Here is a 17883-nt window from a genome sequence, read left to right on the forward strand (position 1 = left end):
TTTTCATCCAAGCATGCGCTTAGCGATGCTTTCTTTTATGTTTGTGCTTGTGCTTCTTACCACCCGAGTGACCGTCGTTGTCATTCGACAGGTTGCTGCCTAATGCGCCACCCGCCGCGCCGCCAACGCCCGCGCCGATGGTAGAACCGGTAGAGCCGCCCAGGCGATTGCCGACAATTGAACCACCGGCCGAACCCAAGCCGCCACCAATAGCCGCTTCCGTACGGCTGCCTTTACGCGCACCCACCGCACTGCCGGCTGCACCACCGACGCCGGCGCCAATCGCGGCACCTGTGCTGCCGCCCATCTGCTGGCCGACCACGTTACCCAATACACCGCCCAAACCCCCGCCGACTGCAGCGGTACCGTCACCGGCAGCCATCGCGCCCTGGGCTACCAAAAGCCCAAGCACCAAGGTGGACAAAGTCAAACGCATGATAGAAACCTCAAGAATGCCGCATCGGGGGAGAAATGGCCGGTGCGCGCTAGCGTCAGTTTACGCTAGATAGCGATCAGCCATACCGGTTGGACAACAAACGGAGGGGGAGTTTTATGACAGGCAAAAAAAAGCCCGCTGGGGAAACGGGCCAGGTACTGCTTTCTAACGGATGAGCTGAGATTACGTGCCTGCTTGTGAAAGAAACGTGAAAGGAACGGCCCGTTGAAAAAAGATGAAAAATATTTACGAGACTTTCTATTTTCTTGGCGAAATCCAGCTAAAAAAAAGCCCCGTTCAGTGACGGGGCTGCGCTTTCTATCATTTCCTGACCGGAACCTTGGGCAAAAACTTGGCCTTCTCCCCTCGCTGCACTTTGGACACCTTCGTCCGGATGGACTTGATCGGCTCGTCGCCAAAGTCTGATCGGTAGGCTGACTGACCACATTGCAACCCTTCATTGATCGGATACGCGGCGCCGTTCTCTTCGCTGTACGTTGCTCCCATCGACTTTCCCCTTTCATCGAGGTCCATACCGGCAACAACCGATTGCCTGAAAAATATCGACCTTCACGACCATGAGACTAGTCGGTCATTAAAAGACTGGCGCTTCAGAAAAGCCCTTGGCCGACGAATGGAACTCGCTGTTTCAAAAAGGAAACACTCACTCAGCCCCCAACATCGTCCGGTTTAAAATCCGCGAAACCTGATCGGCTGAATAAGGTTTGGACAAAAACTCAAAGCCTTCATGACCACTGTAGGCCAACTCTTCGCTATAACCAGACGTCAGGACCACCGGCAGGTCCGGGCGACGCCGACGCAATTCCTTGGCCAGGGCTATGCCGCTGATGCCCGGCATGACGACGTCAGAAAATACCGCATCGAATGCCTTCGCATCCGGGCCAACCATTTCCAGCGCCTCTTCGGCGTTGGTCGCCCAGGCCGTTTCGTAGCCCAGGTCGTGGAGGATCTGGTTCGCAAAACGCCCTACCTCGAGGTTGTCTTCCACGATCAACACCCGGCGCTGGCCCTTTTCCAGCATCAGATGCGGGCTTTCTTCCTTGGCCGGCTCACAGGTTTTTTCGGGTTCCACTTCCGGAAGGTACAAGGTAAATACCGTTCCCTCCCCAACCACGGTCGAAACATCGACGTCGCCGCCAGACTGCTTGGCAAACCCGAACACCTGGGACAACCCCAGCCCGGTGCCCTTGCCCACGTCCTTGGTGGTGAAAAAGGGTTCGAAGATGTGCTCAAGCACTTCTGAGGTAATACCGGTGCCGGTGTCCGCCAGGGCAATAGCAGTAAAGGCCTGTCGGGACCCGGCATGACCGCGGATCGGCGGCATGCCATCACCGCAATGAAGCCGAAGCCACAACGTGCCCTGCCCATTCATGGCATCCCGGGCGTTCAGCGCCATGTTGATCAGGGCCGTTTCGAACTGGCTCAGATCCGCACGGATGAAACACGGTCGGTCGCACAACTCGACCTTGACCTGAATGCGCGCCCCCGTGACGGTTTCCAGCATGTCCCCCAGGCTCTGCACCTGCTTGCCCACATCGATGACTTGCGGCTTCAACGGCTGACGCCGGGCAAACGCCAGCAGTTGGCTGGTCAACTTGGCGGCGCGCTCCACGGTCTCGGAAACCGCTGTCATGTAGCGATTGCGACGCTCAGTGGACAGGTTGGGCATGCGCAGGAAGTCGACGGAGGAGCGGATGATCGTCAGCAGGTTATTGAAGTCATGGGCTACGCCGCCCGTAAGCTGGCCAATGGCCTCGAGTTTTTGCGACTGGCGTAGCGCCGCTTCGGTCTGCTTGAGACGGGTGGTGCGTTCCTCCACGCGTTCCTCCAGCGTCGCATTCAGCTCAGCCAAAGCGGTCAGCCCTTCACGCACGGCGGCGTCGGCGCGGGTGCGTTCGATATGGGCCCAGGACCGCTCGGTGACTTCCATCAGCAGCGCCAGATCATGGGATGACCAGACTCGGGGGGTTTTATCGTGGATGGCCATCAACGCCGTCAAACGCCCATTCTTGATCAGCGGGACGCAAATGGTCGCGGCGATACCAATCGCCTGGAACGTTGCCGCTTCGTCTGGCGCCAGCTCTGCCAAGTTATCGTTGATTACCAGCGGTTTGCCAGCGCGCAGGTTGGTGACCGCCAGCCGACCGAAATCCGCCAGCCGATAGTGTCCGACAATATGGGGCGAGCCGGCCCGGGCCCAATCGCCGCGAATCGTGAAACCGTCCTCATCCTCATCCATGTCCGCATACGCACAATTGGACAGGTTCAGGTGCGCCGCCAGAATCCGCGTGGTGGTCGCCATGATCACCAGCGGGTCGGTGGCGTTCGCCACCGCACTGCCGATGGCATCCAAGACCGCCAGGCGCTGGGTCATGAACACCGTCGAGGTGGTCTCGGTGACCGTATCCAACATGCCCACGACCTTGCCGAACTGGTCGCGAATGGGGCTATAGCAGAAGGTGAAATAGGCCTGCTCAAGGCCGCCGCCACGCTCGATAACCAGGGGAAAGTTTTCTATATAGGTCGCTTGCCCGCCGAAAGCCCCCTGCACGATCGGGCCAATGTCGCTCCAGACCTCCTGCCAGACCTCATCGAACCGCCGGCCCAGCGCTTCAGGCTTATTGCCGAGGATGGTCAGGAATGCATCGTTGTACACCGTGATCAAATCCGGCCCCCACACAATGGCCTGGGGGAAATGCGAGGCAAGGCTCAGCGCTACGGTGGTTTTCAACACGTCGGGCCACTGTTTCGGCGGCCCGAGCGGATTCTCGCCCCAATCATGGCCGCGTATCCGTTCGGCCATTTCTCCGTAGCTTTGCAGCCAGTCTGTCATTGCGATCGATCCTTCTGCCGCCAATACAAATCAAGGGAGGCACTCATGACCTCAAGCCGGGCCGTATTATCCCGCGTCAGGGGGGAATGCGCGATTGGATTGTGGGATGTGTAGGGCTGTAAATGGGGGGTGAAGGGCGAAAAGGTGCAGGGGGGCTACAGTAATGTCCTACATATCAGCGGGGAACGCCCTGATGTAGGCAATAGATCTACTGATTTGTAAGACGTACAGCTCGGACGCTTACGATGATGACAACGTCCTACATATGATTGGGAATCCCCTTCCCTATCAATCCCTTGCGTATTTTTTGCGGTGGCGGCTATAGTCCTGGCGTCGCCCAGATGGCGACCGGGTTTGGCGACCCGCAGTGGTATGCGAAAGCGCTTGCTTGTTGCAGGCGTTCTCGCATCTGTAGAGTTGTCGTTATGGCAGCTGTACGCGGGAGATCTTCGGGTCTGCCGGCTTCCACTCCGGTTCGCCAACCTGCGTACAGTTGCCACCCTCGTTTGGCGACGACAGGTGGCGAAACTCTTCCAGTGGAGCTTTCTAATGAACCAATATATGGGCCTCACCAGCAACGCCGACGACCAACCCCTCTACGTCGATACCACCGCCCCGCTACACATCCTGCTCGATGCAGCAGCCTACCGAATCCGTGCCGCTACCCAGTTTCTGGAAAACATCGCGATGCGTGACGACCAGACCATCGACCCAGCCACCCTTCAGGATCTGGCGCAGCTTTGTTGCATTCCGCTGCGCGATGGTTGCGACGTGATGGATGTGATTGCGCGACGGTTGGATGCGGCGCCTGCAGGTTCCACTGTATAAACCTGCCAGTCGACAATCCCGTGGCGAGGGAGCTTGCTCCCGCTTGAGTGCGAAGCGCTCACCAAAAGGGGCCGCTACGCAGCCCAGCGGGAGCAAACTCCCTCGCCACCGAGAATCTATTGGAGCGTCAGGACCGAACCGACTCAAAAAGAGATGCCTATGACATTGACGGTCGAAAGCTTGGTCAGGATCGCAATGACCAATCCAATCAACGCGCAAATCACCTCGCGCCTACCTTCACTCGGTCTGGATCAATGCCTGCTCACGGCTGGTTGCCTGTTCCAAGCCATCTGGAATCATCAGTCGAAGCGGCCACCCGCGTGGGGCGTGAAGGATTACGACGTTTTTTACTTTGACCCTGACCTGTCTTGGGAGGCCGAGAACGAGGTTATCAACGCCGCCCAGCGTCTCTTCCAGGACCTCGACGCCAATATTGAGATCAAGAACCAGGCTCGCGTCCACCTTTGGTACGGTCAGCGGTTTGGCAAGCCTTATCCTCAGCTTCAGTCAGCCCGGGATGGCATTGATCGTTATCTGGTTGCGGGTACGTGTATTGGACTGGACGCGGAAACCGGTGAGGTCTATGCGCCCTATGGCCTGGACGACGTAGAGCAAGGCGTTCTTCGTATCAACCCAAAGAATCCCCTGCCAGATTTATTCGATGAGAAGGCGAAAAGTTATCAGGCTCGCTGGCCTTGGCTCAGGATCATGGATGACCTTCGCTGATCCGACTCACTCAAGGAGCGAAGCCGACTTGAGCAAATCGTAAAGCCCCTCAGGTACCAACGGTGATAGAGCCGTGAAACTGGCACTGGAGCACCACGTAGCCCTGAACGAAGCGCCGTCGCTTTCAAAGCCTTCCAGCCAAGGTTTTTCGTAGACATCGGCGTCGTCGAACCTAGCATCGTAGACTTGGACGATCTCGTGCCCAGGCTTGCCGGCGTAGGTGAAAATGCTTTCCAACGTGCCAATCAGTCGAAGGTCGCTGATCGAGGTGCCCAGCTCTTCTTGCACCTCTCGGACGATGGCATCGTGGCTCCTTTCGCCGAACTCAATACCACCGCCAACAGGACGAAAAAACGTCTGCTTTTTGATGGCATCGTAAAACTGGTTGACCAGTATTTTTCCGTGATGATGAAAGATACAGAGCGCGAGAGGACGAATACGGTGTTCCGACATGAGTAAAACTTCCTTTTGATTTAATAACGTACAACGCCCTGCCAATCCAACGGTGTCAGGGTTGAAACGCATACCGACTCAACCTTGGCTCATCGTCCCCGAAAAACTCGCCTCCACCGGACCGATAAGAACGACTTCCCCCACGCCGTTCCAGTGAACCGTCACACGCCCGCCATCACATTCAACTTCAACGGTGCTGTCCAACAAACCACGACGAATCCCATTAACAACCGCGCCACACGAGCAGGAGCCGGAGCCAAGGGCAATACCAGCGCCCCGCTCCCAGATGCGCAGTCGGATGTGCCTCCGGTTAATGACCTGGACGAAATGTACGTTGGTCTTGAGTGGAAATAGAGGGTTGGTTTCGATTGCCGGTCCGATCGTCAAGATATCAACGGCTGCCAAGTCATCCACAAAATAAGTGCAGTGCGGATTTCCCATGCTGCATGTTGCCGGGTCACCTGAAAGTGGCAAAGCAGCGGTGTTCAATTCCCGAGCCAAGGGAATATCTTGCCAGTCGAAAAGCGGCAGCCCCATGTTGACAGAGATTTCTCCGGTCGAGGTTCGCTCGCAGCCAAGTAGTCCGCGCTGGGTGCGCAGCACTATCGAATTCGTATTGGACTCGCGCATGAGCAGGTCCGCAGCACCTCGCGTCGCACTGCCGCAAACATCCAGCGTAGAACCATCGGCATTCCAGAAAACCAAACGCGCATCAGCATCGTCGCAATCGAGCAGCACCGCCAATTGATTGAAGCCGATGCCTCGATTCCGATCACCCATTCGCCGGACCATGGCGCTTGTCACAGGATTGATCGAGCTTCGCGAATCCACGACAACGAAGTCATCGCCGTTGGCGTGCATTTTATGAAAAGTCAGCGGCATGCAAATACTCTATTGATGTGTAGGTTGCATCTGCCCGTAAGCATGGGTCATGACCTCCCAGGTCTTCGCATCAGCAGGAATCAGATGCTCGATGCGCAATGAGCTCATCGTGATATCGAGCGGCATGCCGAATGTCGTAAACGTTGACATAAACTTCAGCTCGCCGCGGGAAGAGTTGATTCGCGTCAGCAACAACGGCGGCACTTCGTCAGCCAGCGTTGAAAGTCTGTGCGGGACCGGCAGGTTCTTCAGAATATCGGCCAGCGCAGGATTGCTTGAGGCTTCTCGAGCTGCCCGTTGCCAAGCCACCCATCTTATTTCCTCGGCGTTGCACAAATGATCGCCCAAGCCGCCTGCTTGCAGCAGCGTCACCAAGAGGTTCAGCCCTTCTGCCGCGTCTCTGGCAAGACCCACCAAATCGAACAAAACGCCAGTGCTGGCGTTGGCTGCAAGAACTTCCCAATGACTGCCCAAAACAATCGCCGGAGCAGGATTGTTGGCGTGAAGTATGTGATCAATGGCCCCACGAACCACTTCCATCGACGGTGAGGCCAGAGGCGTAGCGTCATAGCGGGGGGCATAACCGCTGGCGAGAAAGATGTTGTTGCAACGCTCCAAAGGAACATCCAGAGCGGTCAGCAGATTATGCAAAGTACCAGGACTGGCTTTGGCGCGACCCGTCTCGATGCAACTGAGGTGGCGCTGAGACATTCCGGTAATCAGTGCGAGATTCAACTGGCTCAATCCAGCCTGTTGGCGCAACTGGCGCAGTTGTACACCCGCTGATATGGATGATGTTGATCGAGGAAAAGGTCGGCTACTCATGCGTTGACTCTGATATTGCGGATAGGCGTCGTCCATGACCTCAGAGGTCATTGAGGCCATTGCGACCTTATCACTAACCTTCCCGTACTGATCGATGGTTTTGTCCAAGGAGGACAACGTGAAAAAGCCCTACATTGCTCTAATCACATTGCTGCTTTTTTCTTTATATACAGCGAGCACTCTACTGCTCGCAGAGCAATCGCTACTCGAGTTCGGCTACGGGCTAATGTCTAGTCCAGACACCGCGCAGGTTGTCATCGACCTTTATCTGCTCGCTTGCCTGGCGTGCATCTGGATGTACAAGGACTCGCGCTCGAAAGGCCGGTCGCTCGCCTCATTACTGCCCTACTTCCTGATCACGGCGTTGTTCGTATCGATCGGTCCACTGCTGTACATCGTCATTAATGGGTTTGCCCGTAAACCGGTTAACGACTAGCGCCCACCTAAACCAATCCTTCAATCACGCTGAGGTGGCATTGACCAGCCCTGCCCTCAATCCAAACGGCGACACAGATAGGCTTGGGTTTGATAGGGAAAGTCAATAACTTCACGCCCTCGCAAGGATGGATGCGTGTCGACCAAGTGCTGCAACTGATCGCTCACCTTGGCCTTTTCGGCAGGAGGCAACGCGGCGATGAAACTCACCGACAGGAAGCGGTCCATGATGACTTCCTTGGCAGTTCCTGAATGCGTGTATTGAAAACAGGTCAGTTCGGGAGTCGAGAAGTCGTTTCCCGTGAAGGGTGACCGCCACGATCCGGTATGAAAACGGGGAGTGTCGCCTTCGTACGGCGTGATGATGTCAGTGATGGCGGCCACCCAGTCCACCGACTCATCACGTACGTTCCAGATCAGCCCCAGGCGGCCATTCGGCCTGAGCACTCGGTGGATCTCGGCAAGCGCTCTTTCGTTTGCAAACCAGTGGAAGGCTTGGGCGCACACCAGCGCTTGTGCTGCTCCAGATCCGAGCGGAATACTTTCTGCCGTCCCTTCCACAATCCTGACGTCCGGTAGACTCTTGGAAAACTCGGCGCGCATGGCCTCAACGGGTTCGACTGCAACAACATCGAGCTCCATGGATTTCAACAATCGAGTGAATTTTCCTGTGCCGGCTCCTAAATCGATAACTGCCGATCCGGGAAGAAGGCCCAATTCCTGTTTAAGCCAGGCACGTAGTTCGCTTGGGTAGTTCGGGCGTCCCTTGGCATAAGTGTGGGCTTGGGATGAGTATCCAATCTGAGCGGCCTTTTGAATGTTCGCCATGAGCAATGACCCTCATTGTGATGTTCATTAGCCGGGCTGCCCCTGGATTGAAGGGGAAGAATAATTGCCTAGCCCTTTTCCGGATTTTCAACTGTCTTTCTGCGGCCCTTCGGAGTCACCACTTTGTATTCACCGGGACTGGCCTCTCCAACTGGCTGTGCGGTCAAAGAGTCGCTACGAAAGCGGTAATGCGCTGAGGTCTTCTTGGCGGAGGGGCGAACGGTTTGGATAGGCGTCGCCTTTGCCGGGGCAGCCGACAGGAAAGCGCTCGGCTCCATCGCAAACCGCTCTGCCAGCGCGTAAGCCATCTTGTGACTGATGGGCCGATCTCCACTGAGGACCTTGGACACCGCCGTTTTATCACCAATTTCAGGGAGGTCTGAACCCGTGAGCCCGAGCGTCTCCATCAAATCCTTGATCAGTTGCACAGGGGTGCAGGTCGCCTCAGAAGTGGCATTCGATTCGCGGAACTGGTCGGAGTCGCGCTGGTAAGCGAGAATTTCGTCCTCAAGCTCAACGAGAATTTTCTCCTCGGTCTTGCTCAGTTCACGCCCGTCTGTGAGTTCATCGAGCAGGCCGGTCGCACGCTCATAGTCGGCAGGGGTCTTGATGCCATGCACAAACTCCCCGCGCAGGCGCTCCAACACCGCGTGCAACTCACCCAGCGTTGCGATCACGGTTTGAAAGTCGTTCCGGGCTGCGCTCATCGTTTTACCCCTTTGTTTCTTGCATACCAGCTGTTGGCAACGTCGTAATCGGCATGCGTGTAGATGTGTTTGACGTAGAACTTTTGCCGGGTGTAGTTGACTCCGCCTACCACCCTGAGATTGTTACCGCCTACGTCGATCACAACCCAATTCATCGCGGCTCTGGGCTTGAACAAGTCGACACCGTGCGTACCAAAAAGCTTTTGCAGGTCCGCGAACGCCTTGGGGCGAGCCATCTTCAAAATACGTAGGCAACGATCAAGCCCAGCCTTGTCGTTCGGGTACAAAATCGCAGCGTCGTCAAAACGTGATGGCGTGAGTATATCCATGGGCGTCCTTGTCTTTGAGCCGATGGTACTCTGGTTGTGTTTTTTCACAACCCGGGTTGTAAGCCAAGTCGTAACATGGCTTACCGTTTTCTGGGAACACCTGGAGTTTCTTCTGGAGGGTCAAGGCATCCCTCACAAATCAGCGCAGGATCAGCACCGCCGCCACCGCTATCACGGCCACCACGCCAAAAACCATTCGCGCGATCCAGGGCGCGGTGAGCCAGACGCCGGCAGCCCCGGCGATCTGCCCGACGTTCTTCTCGGTCAGGCGGAAGCTCGGTTCGCGGAAAGGGTTGCCGCAATGAGGACAGGCGTAGGCCTTGTCGGAAATTCGGGAAGCGCATTCAGGGCAATCGATCAGACTCATTGTGCAACCTCAGGGTGAGTGGAATTTGTGGTCTTCAACAGACTGCTTATTTGCAGTTTTTGTTCGGGATCAGCTTAGTCTTTCGATTAGCGCTGTACGAAAAAACCAACGGCTTCACAAAAAAACCATAGCCCTGGACACTCGAACACTGATCGAACCCCTCGCAATGCCATGGGTCTGCTCCTGTATGACCTCTTCGGAATCTCCCCCTATGACCCCACACCAAAGCCTCGTTTTCCTGGCACGAGGCGGCTATGCCGCTCGAGGCGCTATTTATCTGATCATGGGTATCTTCGCCTTGCTGGCGGCTCGAGACTCAAGCAATCCGAAAGACAGCCACAGCAGCCTGGAAGCGTTGTTGAGCCAACCGTTCGGCCACGCCCTCGTCGGTCTGGTGGTAATGGGACTGCTCGCCTTCGCCGGATGGCGCGTGTTGCAAGCCACCCGCGATGTCGATCATCACGGCAACGAACTCAAGGGCCTGGTCATTCGTGCGGGCCTGCTGGCGGGAGGGTTGATCAACGGCGCGCTGGCGTTCTTTGCGTTGAGCCTGCTCGTCAGCGGGTTGAAAAACTCCGGCGGTTCCGGCGACGGACACACCCAGGACCTGCTGGCGCGCTTGTTGTCCTGGGACCATTCGAATGTGTTGATCTACCTTATCGCCCTGGTGCCATTCGGGATGGGTATCGCTCACATCATCAAGGGTTGGAAAGCGTCGTTCGAGCAGTACTTTGAAGCGGACGAAGACGTCATGCGCTATGTGCGCCCGGTGTCGCGCTTCGGTCTTATCGCCCGTGGTGTCGTCTTCATCGAAATCGCCCTGCTGTTGATCATCAGTGGCTCGACCTATAAAGCCATGGACCCACCCGGCATGAAGGACGCCCTCGATGCGCTTCAGAGTCTGCCGGCTGGGGGTGTGGTTTTGATGATGATGGCGTTGGGCTTGATCGCTTTTTCGGTCTACAGCTTTTCCGAAGCGGCCTGGCGCAAGATCAACATGGATGTGCCAGGGATGTCGGACACATAGCGCTGACTTATTACTGGGCAGGTTGTACGCGACGTAAAAGGTCGTTCAACACGTAGGTGTCCAGGAAAGCTGTGACCTCGGTGACCTGTCCATCCTTGAATGTCATGTGCCACAGGTAGGTGTTGTTGTAGGGTTTACGATCCAGTGCGGTGGCTTCGCCGTTCCACAGAACCACGACAACATCATCGTCGGCAACAATGTTCCGGACGGTAGGGGAAATAGGCGTCGCCAGCCGAGCACTGATAGGGCGTACGGCTTGCTCCATTAAATCTTCCTTGCTGTTGTACACCCCAGATACGGGACTGGATCCGGCAACGGTCCATGTGGCATTGGGCGCCAACAGATCGAACACCGTGCCTTTGCCTTGCTGCCAGTTCGTAAACGCCTGGCGCACCCGATCTGTATTGGTGTTTTGAGTCGCGGTTTCCGATGCCCACACTGGGCTCGCTGAAAGAGCCAGAGGCAGTGCGATAGCTAGAAGGCGTAAAGCCGAACTCATCCGAGTGGTCATGATTGTTCTCCCAACAATGCCGTTGATAGGAAGCGCTTGAAGGGGAACCTTAACGGCATGCGTTTGGATGCTGTTGCTCGATACTGTTGCGCATTTGCCTGATGCTGTTTGGTGATAAGCACTGGTGCGATTAGAGGGCGTTGACTTCATTCAGAGATGGATACTGGTTTCCAGAATCGCCCGGCCAGCCAGCGACTGACACTCAAGATCCAAGCAACTAAAGCGATCAATCCGACACTCAGCAGCATGCCATTCACACCCGTGCTGCTGATGAGCCTGCCGGCGATAAAAGGAAACCCGAATACGCCAATAAAGTAGGACAGGCTGAAAAGCAGGAGCGCCTGTGCGGTCAGTCCAGGCGGTGCCTCGTTGGCCGCCAAGCCATTAATGACCGAATAGTTGAGACCATAACCAATCCCAAGTAAGGCAGCGGTCAACCCATAACTCAGGCTGTCATGGACCCACACACCGAACCCTGCCACGGCGATCAACATCAGCGTAGTCAATAGACAAGAAGTCGCGAATGGGTCACGCCTGACGACCCACCCGGCAATCAATAATCGACAAGCGATAGCCGCCCCCATGAAACCAACGAAGAACAGCGAGTAGTCAAGGCCCTGACTGGCTGCGTAGCTTGTCTGGAAACTGCCCAGTCCGCCGAAGATCGCGCCCCCCAGCCCCACCATAAAAATGGACAACGCTGAACGTGAGCGTAGAACATCCGCCGCCGATTTCAGCCCCATTCGAACCTTATCGCCAGACCGGCGCTCCACCTCGGCGAAACCCGTTCTCAACCACCAGAAATACAATCCCCCCAGCAACGCCGAAGCCGCAGCACAGAAGAAAGCCGTCTGGATGGGTAACCCGGCAGAGCTCGCCAACTTGCCGATGAGAGGGCCGCTGCCGATCCCGGTCAACATGCTGCCCGATAAAAGCGCGAAGCAATGAGTCCGCCTGGCGGGCTCGACCATCGCGGCCACCATGATGGGCCCGACCGTGTAAAACAGCCCCCATCCGATCCCTAGCATCAAACCGCAGGCCAACAACGCGATGCCAAGGCCCGACACCAGGGCGAACCCCATCGATGAAATGACCAGAAATACGGCGCCAAGGGCCATGCACGGAGCAGCGCCTATGCGCTGCATCAAATGCCCCGAACCGACCACCGCTACCAGAGTACTCGTCATGGCAACGGCAAAGACTTGTCCAGCATCGCGCTCAGTTCCCCCCAGGGAAGACACCAGCAGCGAAACCAGAAAGGTGGCGCCATAAGAAATGGACAGAAGAAAGCTGGCGATACAAAACAGACTGAATCGATTGGAGGGCCTGCCGCTGGCGAGCGATGGCATCGGTGTTTTTCTCGCGAGTTGAATAGGCCTTTTTTGTAGCATGGTGGCGCGGGGGGATAGTCATGCTGGTGATGGAGTCAACGTTAGGAAATTCACATCTTTGCTGACAGATCAGGTGTCCTCGATGCGTTGTTGCACCGGTTGCCGAGGGAGTTGGGCGAGGGTTGACGGGGGCGACCGGCGTATATCCAATCGATATACGCGTGTAGACATCAGCTATACACAGACGTAGTATCTACCGCGAAGCCCCCCTCAACGGCATCAATCTCAATCGATAGATCTTTCCAACGACGGATCACATTAAGCGAAGCACCGAGGCATCTCCAAGGCGGGAATAAACATGACCGTATGTATTGAAGAAAAATCCAAGCCCGTTCCCATCAACATGAGAGCGGATGAAAAAAAACGCAACCTGATCGATCTGGCGGCTGCTATGTCCGGTCGTGATCGAACCAGCTTTATCTTGGAAGCTGCTTGTCAGAAAGCAGAGGAAGTCATTCTGGATAAACGGCTGTTCCTTCTCGACGACGCGGCGTTTGACGCATTTGAGCAGGCCATGGAAGCGAATCCAATTCGAGGTAACAAGTGCCTGCATCAACTTCTCGAAAGGCCCAAACGGTGGAGCTGAGGGCGCCGGAAAAGCTGAACGATGAACACATCCTGGATGAATTCGATTCTGGTGTGGCATCGATCAACGATTACCTCCAAAGACAAGCGCGCAAAGCTCAAGCGGCAAAACAGGCCGTTGTATACGTGATCTGTCGAAAGGATACGCCGGTCGTCATGGGCTATTACACCCTGTCGAGCGGATCGATCGCACGCGAGAACGTCGTTCCGAAAAGCCCTCAACGCAACTCTCCAAGCGTGCATCCAGTGACACTCCTGGGGCGCATGGGGGTCACGCTCGCAGCTCAAGGCCAAGGCTTTGCAATTGACTTACTGCAAGATGCGATTGAACGAGCGATCACTGCGTCAAGCACCATCGGCTCTACCGCAATGATTGTTCACCCGCTTACTGAACGTCTGTCGAGCTTTTACATCAAGTACGCCGGGTTTATACCGTGTCCAAGGCTTTCGCCCATTACGCTGATGTTGCCGCTTCGGTAGCAGTTGATGGATTCAAATCAGAAAAAAGACACTCCAGCGCCATACCAGTCCCCACATGGACATTTTCCAGACACCAAAAACCACAAACCCCCGACTTTCTCTAGGAAAATCAGGGGTTTGTGTTTACAAAATGTGGCGGTGAAGGAGAGATTCGAACTCTCGATACAGTTTCCTGTATACACACTTTCCAGGCGTGCTCCTTAAGCCACTCGGACACTTCACCGTATCTCGATAAACTGTTCAGTCTGTCGAGGCGCGCTAATGTAGTCGAAAGCTTTTCCGATGGCAAAGGTTTTTTTCAGAATTTTCATGCGGTTAAGGTGGTCAGACATTTCAAACGCGCCGGGGCATGGCAAACCGGCCAATCTTCGGGTTTGCCTATGCGCGGCCCTATAGATGAAGGCGCGGCTGAATGGGCGGCCCAGGCTGTTTATAGGGTGCAGGGCTGACCGGTGAGTCAGTCACGGCGCTTTACCTGGCCTGCGGCGGTGGGTAACGTCTGCGTCACTTCTCTTACAAGGAATAGCGTCATGAGCGATCTGATTGCCTACCATCTCGAAGACGGTATCGCGACCCTGACCTTGAACAATGGCAAGGTGAATGCCATCTCGCCGGATGTGATTGCCGCGTTCAACACTGCGCTGGACCAGGCGACAGCGGATCGGGCGGTAGTGATCATTACCGGGCAACCGGGGATTTTGTCGGGCGGTTACGATCTCAAAGTCATGACCGCCGGCCCCAAGGAAGCGGTGAGCTTGGTCACGGCCGGCTCCACGCTGGCCCGGCGCCTGTTGTCGCACCCCTTCCCCGTCGTCGTCGCCTGCCCTGGGCATGCGGTGGCCAAGGGAGCGTTCCTGCTGCTGTCGGCGGACTACCGGATTGGCGTGGATGGGCCGTTCAGTATCGGCCTGAACGAGGTGCAGATCGGCATGACCATGCACCACGCGGGTATCGAGCTGGCCCGTGATCGCCTGCGCAAGTCGGCGTTTCATCGCTCGGTGATCAATGCCGAGATGTTCAACCCGCAAGGCGCGGTGGATGCAGGCTTCCTCGACAAGGTGGTGTCCGCCGAAGAGCTGCAGGGTGCCGCGCTGGAGGCCGCGCGTCAGTTGAAGAAAATCAACATGACGGCCCACAAGAACACCAAGCTGAAAGTTCGCAAGGCGCTGCTGGAAACCCTGGACAGTGCGATTCTGCTGGATCAGGAGCATATGGGCTGACGCTACCAAGTTATTCAAGGTTCACGCGGACCAACGTGGCGAGGGAGCTTGCTCCCGCTCGGCTGCGCAGCAGTCGTAAAAAGTGCCAGGCGTTTTTTCCTGATGCTTCGTGTGTTGAAAGGTTTTGGGGCTGCTGCGCAGCCCAGCGGGAGCTTGCTCCCTCGCCACAGATCAGCCTTCTTAGATTTGGGCTTTTTCCTACATGCATTGTTTAAAATTCAGCAACCGCTCTAGCCCGCTTCTGTCACGTTATTCGGAAACATACGCTTAAACATCGTCCATCTCCTACCTCCATAGCGGCAATTGCCGAAAACAGTGCACATCCGTACACTGCGCCACCTTTTGTCCCGATGGGGCCTGTAGATGCTGTTTGTACTGCGTATGTTGTTGATGGGACTGCACTTTGTCCTGGCGGGTGTGCTTGGGGTGATCCTGGGTGTGTGCCGGCCGTTCAACCCGGACAACAGTCGTTTATGTGCCAGGCTATATGCGCTGCCCGCCATGTGCATTTTGCGCCTGCGGGTCAGGGCCGATGTTGGCACGCTGGTGGATAAACCCCACAGTTGCGTGATCATCGCCAACCACCAATCCAACTATGACCTGTTCGTGTTCGGTAACGTAGTGCCGCGCCGTACCGTGTGCATCGGCAAGAAGAGCCTGAAGTGGGTGCCGCTGTTCGGGCAACTGTTCTGGCTGGCGGGCAATGTGCTGATCGACCGTGGCAACGCGATCAAGGCGCGCCAGTCGATGCTGACCACTACTCATACGTTGCAGCATGAGGACACCTCGATCTGGGTGTTCCCGGAAGGCACGCGCAATCTTGGCGAGGATCTGTTGCCGTTCAAGAAAGGGGCCTTCCAGATGGCGATAGCCGCCGGAGTGCCAATTGTTCCCGTGTGCGTCAGCAACTACATCAAACACATGCGCCTCAATCGCTGGCACAGCGGTGACATCCTCATACGCTCCCTGCCGGCCATTCCTACCGCAGGGTTGAGCATGGATGACATGCCCCGGCTCATGGCCCAATGCCGTGAGCAGATGCGCGAGTGCATCGCGTTGATGGATCGACAGGTACAAGCCGCTTGAAAAGAAAACCCGCCCTCCGGCGGGTTTTCTTTTGCCAACGAACTCAGCGGATTTTGCTGACTCTCAAGTAGCAGGAACGCTAAGCTGGTCGTTGCCTGCCACTGCCATTTTCCAATAAGAAGTGAACTTCCATTATGGGTAGAGTCGTTGCTGCTGCGGTTTACAGCGCCGGAAAGAAAGTCACCAACATTACCCTCGACGAAGGCAGCGCCTGGGCTGCCAAACCTGGCCACTTTGTGTGGATCGGCCTGGAAGAACCCAGCGCCTTGGAGCTGACCAACCTGCAGCGTCAATTCAATCTGCATGAATTGGCGATCGAAGACGCCATGGAGAAGCACAGCCGTCCTAAGCTTGAGACCTTTGGCGACGCGCTGTTTATCGTCACGTATTCGCCGATACGCAAGGACGGCAAACTGCTGTTCATCGAAACCCATATCTTTGCCGGTAAGGGCTACATCATCACCGCCCGTAACGGTCACTCAGCGTCCTACGCCCACGTCCGCCAACGCTGTGAGGCACGTCCTATCCTGCTGGAGCATGGCGAAGATTTCGTACTCTACGCCATCCTTGATTTCGTGATTGAAAACTACCAGCCAATGGGTGAAGCCATTCACGCCGAGATCGATGAGCTGGAACGTAACGTGCTGTGCAGCGCCCTGAACGAACGGGATATCCAGAACCTGCACAGCTTGCGCCGTGATGTATTGCGCCTGCGTCGCTATGCGGCGCCCATGGTGGAGATCAGCGAAGAGTTACAGAGGCTGGACTTCCCCTTTATCGACAAGAACATGAGTCCGTATTTTCGCGACGTGCAGATTCATGTCACACGACAAATGGAAGACCTGGCCACCCTGGCGGACATCGCCAGCCAAACCATTGAAATCGGAGTACTGCTGGAGGCCTCTCGCCAGAGCGTGGTGCAACGCAAGTTTGCGGCGTGGGCGGCGATTCTGGCGTTCCCCACCGCAGTGGCCGGGATCTACGGGATGAACTTCGAGAACATGCCGGAATTGACCTGGCACTACGGCTATTTTCTGGTGCTGGGGTTCATCGGGGTGGGATGTACGGCCTTGTGGGCGAGCTTCAAGCGGTCGGGCTGGCTTTAGGGCTGCTCTCCTGGGGAGCTGCGTAGCCTGCATCGCGAGCAGGCTCGCTCTCACATTAGAGGGTGATCGTTAGCCTTGGGTGACTTCGGGCTGCGGTTTGTGCGCAACGAAACGCATCATCCACTCTGCTACGGTGGTGCCGTGGTGTTCCTGGGCCAGGCTCGCCACGCCTTGGCTGTAGATCTGTTCCCCGAGGTGTTGCTGGCGAATCTCCAGCAAGGCCCGGGAGTAGTCGTGGATGAATTCCGGGTGGCCCTGGAAGCACAGCACCTGATCGTTGATGTGATAGGCAGCGAACGGGCAGAAATCGCTGGAGGCAATGACCGTGGCATTTTCGGGCAATTGGGTCACCTGGTCCTGATGGCTGATCAGCAGCGTCAGTTCTTCCATCACCGGGCTCATCCACGGCGCCTTGGCCGCGAGTGTGTAGCGATGAGTGCCGACGCCCCAGCCCTGGGTGGCGCGTTCAGTCTTGCCGCCCAGCAACAGCGCCAACAGTTGATGGCCAAAGCACACGCCCAGCAGCTTGTCGCCACGCTGATAGCGGTCCAGAAGGTAGGTCTTGAGGGTTTGAATCCAGGGGTCGCTGCCGAAGGAGTCGGCCTTGCTGCCGGTCACAAGATAAGCGTCGAACTGCTCGTCATCGCTGGGGTAGTGCCCCTGCATCACGTTGTACACCGTGAACTCGGCCGCCACGGGCTGTTGTGAAAACAGGCGCTGGAACATCTGCCCGTAACCTTGATATTGGTCGACCAGTTCCGGACGCAGGATATCGGTTTCCAGAATGCAGATGCGTAGCGACATAAA

General features: G+C 56.4%; 22 protein-coding genes and 1 tRNA gene. 10 read left to right on the forward strand and 13 right to left on the reverse strand.

Going from position 1 to position 17883, the window contains the following annotated elements; all coding sequences use genetic code 11:
* Positions 1 to 19 precede the first annotated feature (19 nt).
* Complete coding sequence (locus QNH97_RS19995; RefSeq protein WP_283553568.1) at positions 20 to 436, reverse strand: glycine zipper domain-containing protein; 417 nt, start codon at positions 434 to 436, stop codon at positions 20 to 22.
* A gap of 225 nt (positions 437 to 661) precedes the next feature.
* Here QNH97_RS19995 and QNH97_RS20000 point away from each other — a divergent pair, with 225 nt between their 5' ends.
* The gene (locus QNH97_RS20000) at positions 662 to 862 is read left to right on the forward strand and encodes a hypothetical protein (RefSeq protein ID WP_283553569.1); all 201 of its coding nucleotides are present in this window, start codon (positions 662 to 664) and stop codon (positions 860 to 862) included.
* A gap of 238 nt (positions 863 to 1100) precedes the next feature.
* Here the strand turns inward: QNH97_RS20000 and QNH97_RS20005 are convergent, their stop codons facing one another.
* Entirely contained in the window at positions 1101 to 3290 is a 2190-nt protein-coding gene (locus QNH97_RS20005; protein WP_283553570.1) for a GAF domain-containing hybrid sensor histidine kinase/response regulator, read from the reverse strand.
* Between the two features lie 549 nt (positions 3291 to 3839).
* Between QNH97_RS20005 and QNH97_RS20010 the strand changes: the two genes are divergently transcribed.
* Positions 3840 to 4118 (forward strand): short-chain dehydrogenase, encoded by a 279-nt coding sequence (locus QNH97_RS20010; RefSeq protein ID WP_283553571.1) that lies wholly within the window; start codon positions 3840 to 3842, stop codon positions 4116 to 4118.
* Positions 4119 to 4277: 159 nt separating this feature from the next.
* On the forward strand, positions 4278 to 4844 hold the full coding sequence (locus tag QNH97_RS20015) for a nucleotidyltransferase family protein (RefSeq protein ID WP_283553572.1): 567 nt from the start codon (positions 4278 to 4280) through the stop codon (positions 4842 to 4844).
* 6 nt (positions 4845 to 4850) lie between these two features.
* Here the strand turns inward: QNH97_RS20015 and QNH97_RS20020 are convergent, their stop codons facing one another.
* The 3 genes from QNH97_RS20020 to QNH97_RS20030 form a co-directional block, all read right to left on the reverse strand.
* The gene (locus QNH97_RS20020) at positions 4851 to 5297 is read right to left on the reverse strand and encodes an NUDIX hydrolase (RefSeq protein WP_283557515.1); all 447 of its coding nucleotides are present in this window, start codon (positions 5295 to 5297) and stop codon (positions 4851 to 4853) included.
* Positions 5298 to 5375: 78 nt separating this feature from the next.
* Positions 5376 to 6179, reverse strand: a complete 804-nt coding sequence (gene dapF, locus QNH97_RS20025; protein ID WP_283553573.1) for a diaminopimelate epimerase — start codon at positions 6177 to 6179, stop codon at positions 5376 to 5378.
* A gap of 9 nt (positions 6180 to 6188) precedes the next feature.
* Positions 6189 to 7004 carry a helix-turn-helix domain-containing protein gene (locus QNH97_RS20030; RefSeq protein WP_283557516.1) on the reverse strand — a complete coding sequence of 272 codons (816 nt, stop codon included), beginning with the start codon at positions 7002 to 7004 and terminating at the stop codon, positions 6189 to 6191.
* 118 nt (positions 7005 to 7122) lie between these two features.
* Here QNH97_RS20030 and QNH97_RS20035 point away from each other — a divergent pair, with 118 nt between their 5' ends.
* Entirely contained in the window at positions 7123 to 7440 is a 318-nt protein-coding gene (locus QNH97_RS20035) for a DUF2834 domain-containing protein (protein WP_283553574.1), read from the forward strand.
* A 56-nt stretch (positions 7441 to 7496) separates the two neighbouring features.
* Here the strand turns inward: QNH97_RS20035 and QNH97_RS20040 are convergent, their stop codons facing one another.
* The 4 genes from QNH97_RS20040 to QNH97_RS20055 form a co-directional block, all read right to left on the reverse strand.
* Complete coding sequence (locus QNH97_RS20040) at positions 7497 to 8267, reverse strand: class I SAM-dependent methyltransferase (protein WP_283553575.1); 771 nt, start codon at positions 8265 to 8267, stop codon at positions 7497 to 7499.
* Positions 8268 to 8335: 68 nt separating this feature from the next.
* Positions 8336 to 8974, reverse strand: a complete 639-nt coding sequence (locus QNH97_RS20045; RefSeq protein WP_283553576.1) for a helix-turn-helix domain-containing protein — start codon at positions 8972 to 8974, stop codon at positions 8336 to 8338.
* Positions 8971 to 9303 carry a type II toxin-antitoxin system HigB family toxin gene (locus tag QNH97_RS20050; protein WP_283553577.1) on the reverse strand — a complete coding sequence of 111 codons (333 nt, stop codon included), beginning with the start codon at positions 9301 to 9303 and terminating at the stop codon, positions 8971 to 8973. Before QNH97_RS20050 ends, QNH97_RS20045 begins: the two co-directional genes overlap by 4 nt.
* Before the next feature lie 139 nt (positions 9304 to 9442).
* On the reverse strand, positions 9443 to 9670 hold the full coding sequence (locus QNH97_RS20055) for an integrase (protein ID WP_025214807.1): 228 nt from the start codon (positions 9668 to 9670) through the stop codon (positions 9443 to 9445).
* A 211-nt stretch (positions 9671 to 9881) separates the two neighbouring features.
* On the opposite strand from QNH97_RS20055, the gene QNH97_RS20060 reads away from it, so the two are divergent.
* On the forward strand, positions 9882 to 10697 hold the full coding sequence (locus QNH97_RS20060; protein WP_283553578.1) for a DUF1206 domain-containing protein: 816 nt from the start codon (positions 9882 to 9884) through the stop codon (positions 10695 to 10697).
* Positions 10698 to 10707: 10 nt separating this feature from the next.
* Here QNH97_RS20060 and QNH97_RS20065 read toward each other — a convergent pair whose 3' ends face one another.
* Both QNH97_RS20065 and QNH97_RS20070 read right to left on the reverse strand, forming a co-directional pair.
* On the reverse strand, positions 10708 to 11208 hold the full coding sequence (locus QNH97_RS20065; protein WP_350356192.1) for a nuclear transport factor 2 family protein: 501 nt from the start codon (positions 11206 to 11208) through the stop codon (positions 10708 to 10710).
* A gap of 146 nt (positions 11209 to 11354) precedes the next feature.
* On the reverse strand, positions 11355 to 12557 hold the full coding sequence (locus QNH97_RS20070) for an MFS transporter (protein WP_283553579.1): 1203 nt from the start codon (positions 12555 to 12557) through the stop codon (positions 11355 to 11357).
* 340 nt (positions 12558 to 12897) lie between these two features.
* Between QNH97_RS20070 and QNH97_RS20075 the strand changes: the two genes are divergently transcribed.
* Both QNH97_RS20075 and QNH97_RS20080 read left to right on the forward strand, forming a co-directional pair.
* Positions 12898 to 13185 carry a type II toxin-antitoxin system TacA family antitoxin gene (locus tag QNH97_RS20075; protein ID WP_283553580.1) on the forward strand — a complete coding sequence of 96 codons (288 nt, stop codon included), beginning with the start codon at positions 12898 to 12900 and terminating at the stop codon, positions 13183 to 13185.
* Entirely contained in the window at positions 13143 to 13664 is a 522-nt protein-coding gene (locus tag QNH97_RS20080; RefSeq protein ID WP_283553581.1) for a GNAT family N-acetyltransferase, read from the forward strand. The genes QNH97_RS20075 and QNH97_RS20080 overlap by 43 nt, the downstream gene beginning before the upstream one ends.
* A gap of 133 nt (positions 13665 to 13797) precedes the next feature.
* On the opposite strand, the gene QNH97_RS20085 is transcribed toward QNH97_RS20080, so the two are convergent.
* Positions 13798 to 13887 (reverse strand) — tRNA-Ser (locus QNH97_RS20085).
* Between the two features lie 307 nt (positions 13888 to 14194).
* Here QNH97_RS20085 and QNH97_RS20090 point away from each other — a divergent pair.
* From QNH97_RS20090 to QNH97_RS20100, 3 genes are all read left to right on the forward strand, one after another.
* Complete coding sequence (locus tag QNH97_RS20090; RefSeq protein ID WP_283553582.1) at positions 14195 to 14884, forward strand: crotonase/enoyl-CoA hydratase family protein; 690 nt, start codon at positions 14195 to 14197, stop codon at positions 14882 to 14884.
* 363 nt (positions 14885 to 15247) lie between these two features.
* Positions 15248 to 15970 (forward strand): 1-acylglycerol-3-phosphate O-acyltransferase, encoded by a 723-nt coding sequence (locus QNH97_RS20095; RefSeq protein ID WP_283553583.1) that lies wholly within the window; start codon positions 15248 to 15250, stop codon positions 15968 to 15970.
* Between the two features lie 134 nt (positions 15971 to 16104).
* Complete coding sequence (locus QNH97_RS20100) at positions 16105 to 17076, forward strand: magnesium and cobalt transport protein CorA (RefSeq protein ID WP_283553584.1); 972 nt, start codon at positions 16105 to 16107, stop codon at positions 17074 to 17076.
* A gap of 69 nt (positions 17077 to 17145) precedes the next feature.
* On the opposite strand, the gene QNH97_RS20105 is transcribed toward QNH97_RS20100, so the two are convergent.
* Positions 17146 to 17880 carry an amidotransferase gene (locus QNH97_RS20105; protein ID WP_283553585.1) on the reverse strand — a complete coding sequence of 245 codons (735 nt, stop codon included), beginning with the start codon at positions 17878 to 17880 and terminating at the stop codon, positions 17146 to 17148.
* Positions 17881 to 17883 lie beyond the last annotated feature (3 nt).

This window comes from Pseudomonas sp. G2-4, from assembly GCF_030064125.1.
GTDB lineage: Bacteria > Pseudomonadota > Gammaproteobacteria > Pseudomonadales > Pseudomonadaceae > Aquipseudomonas.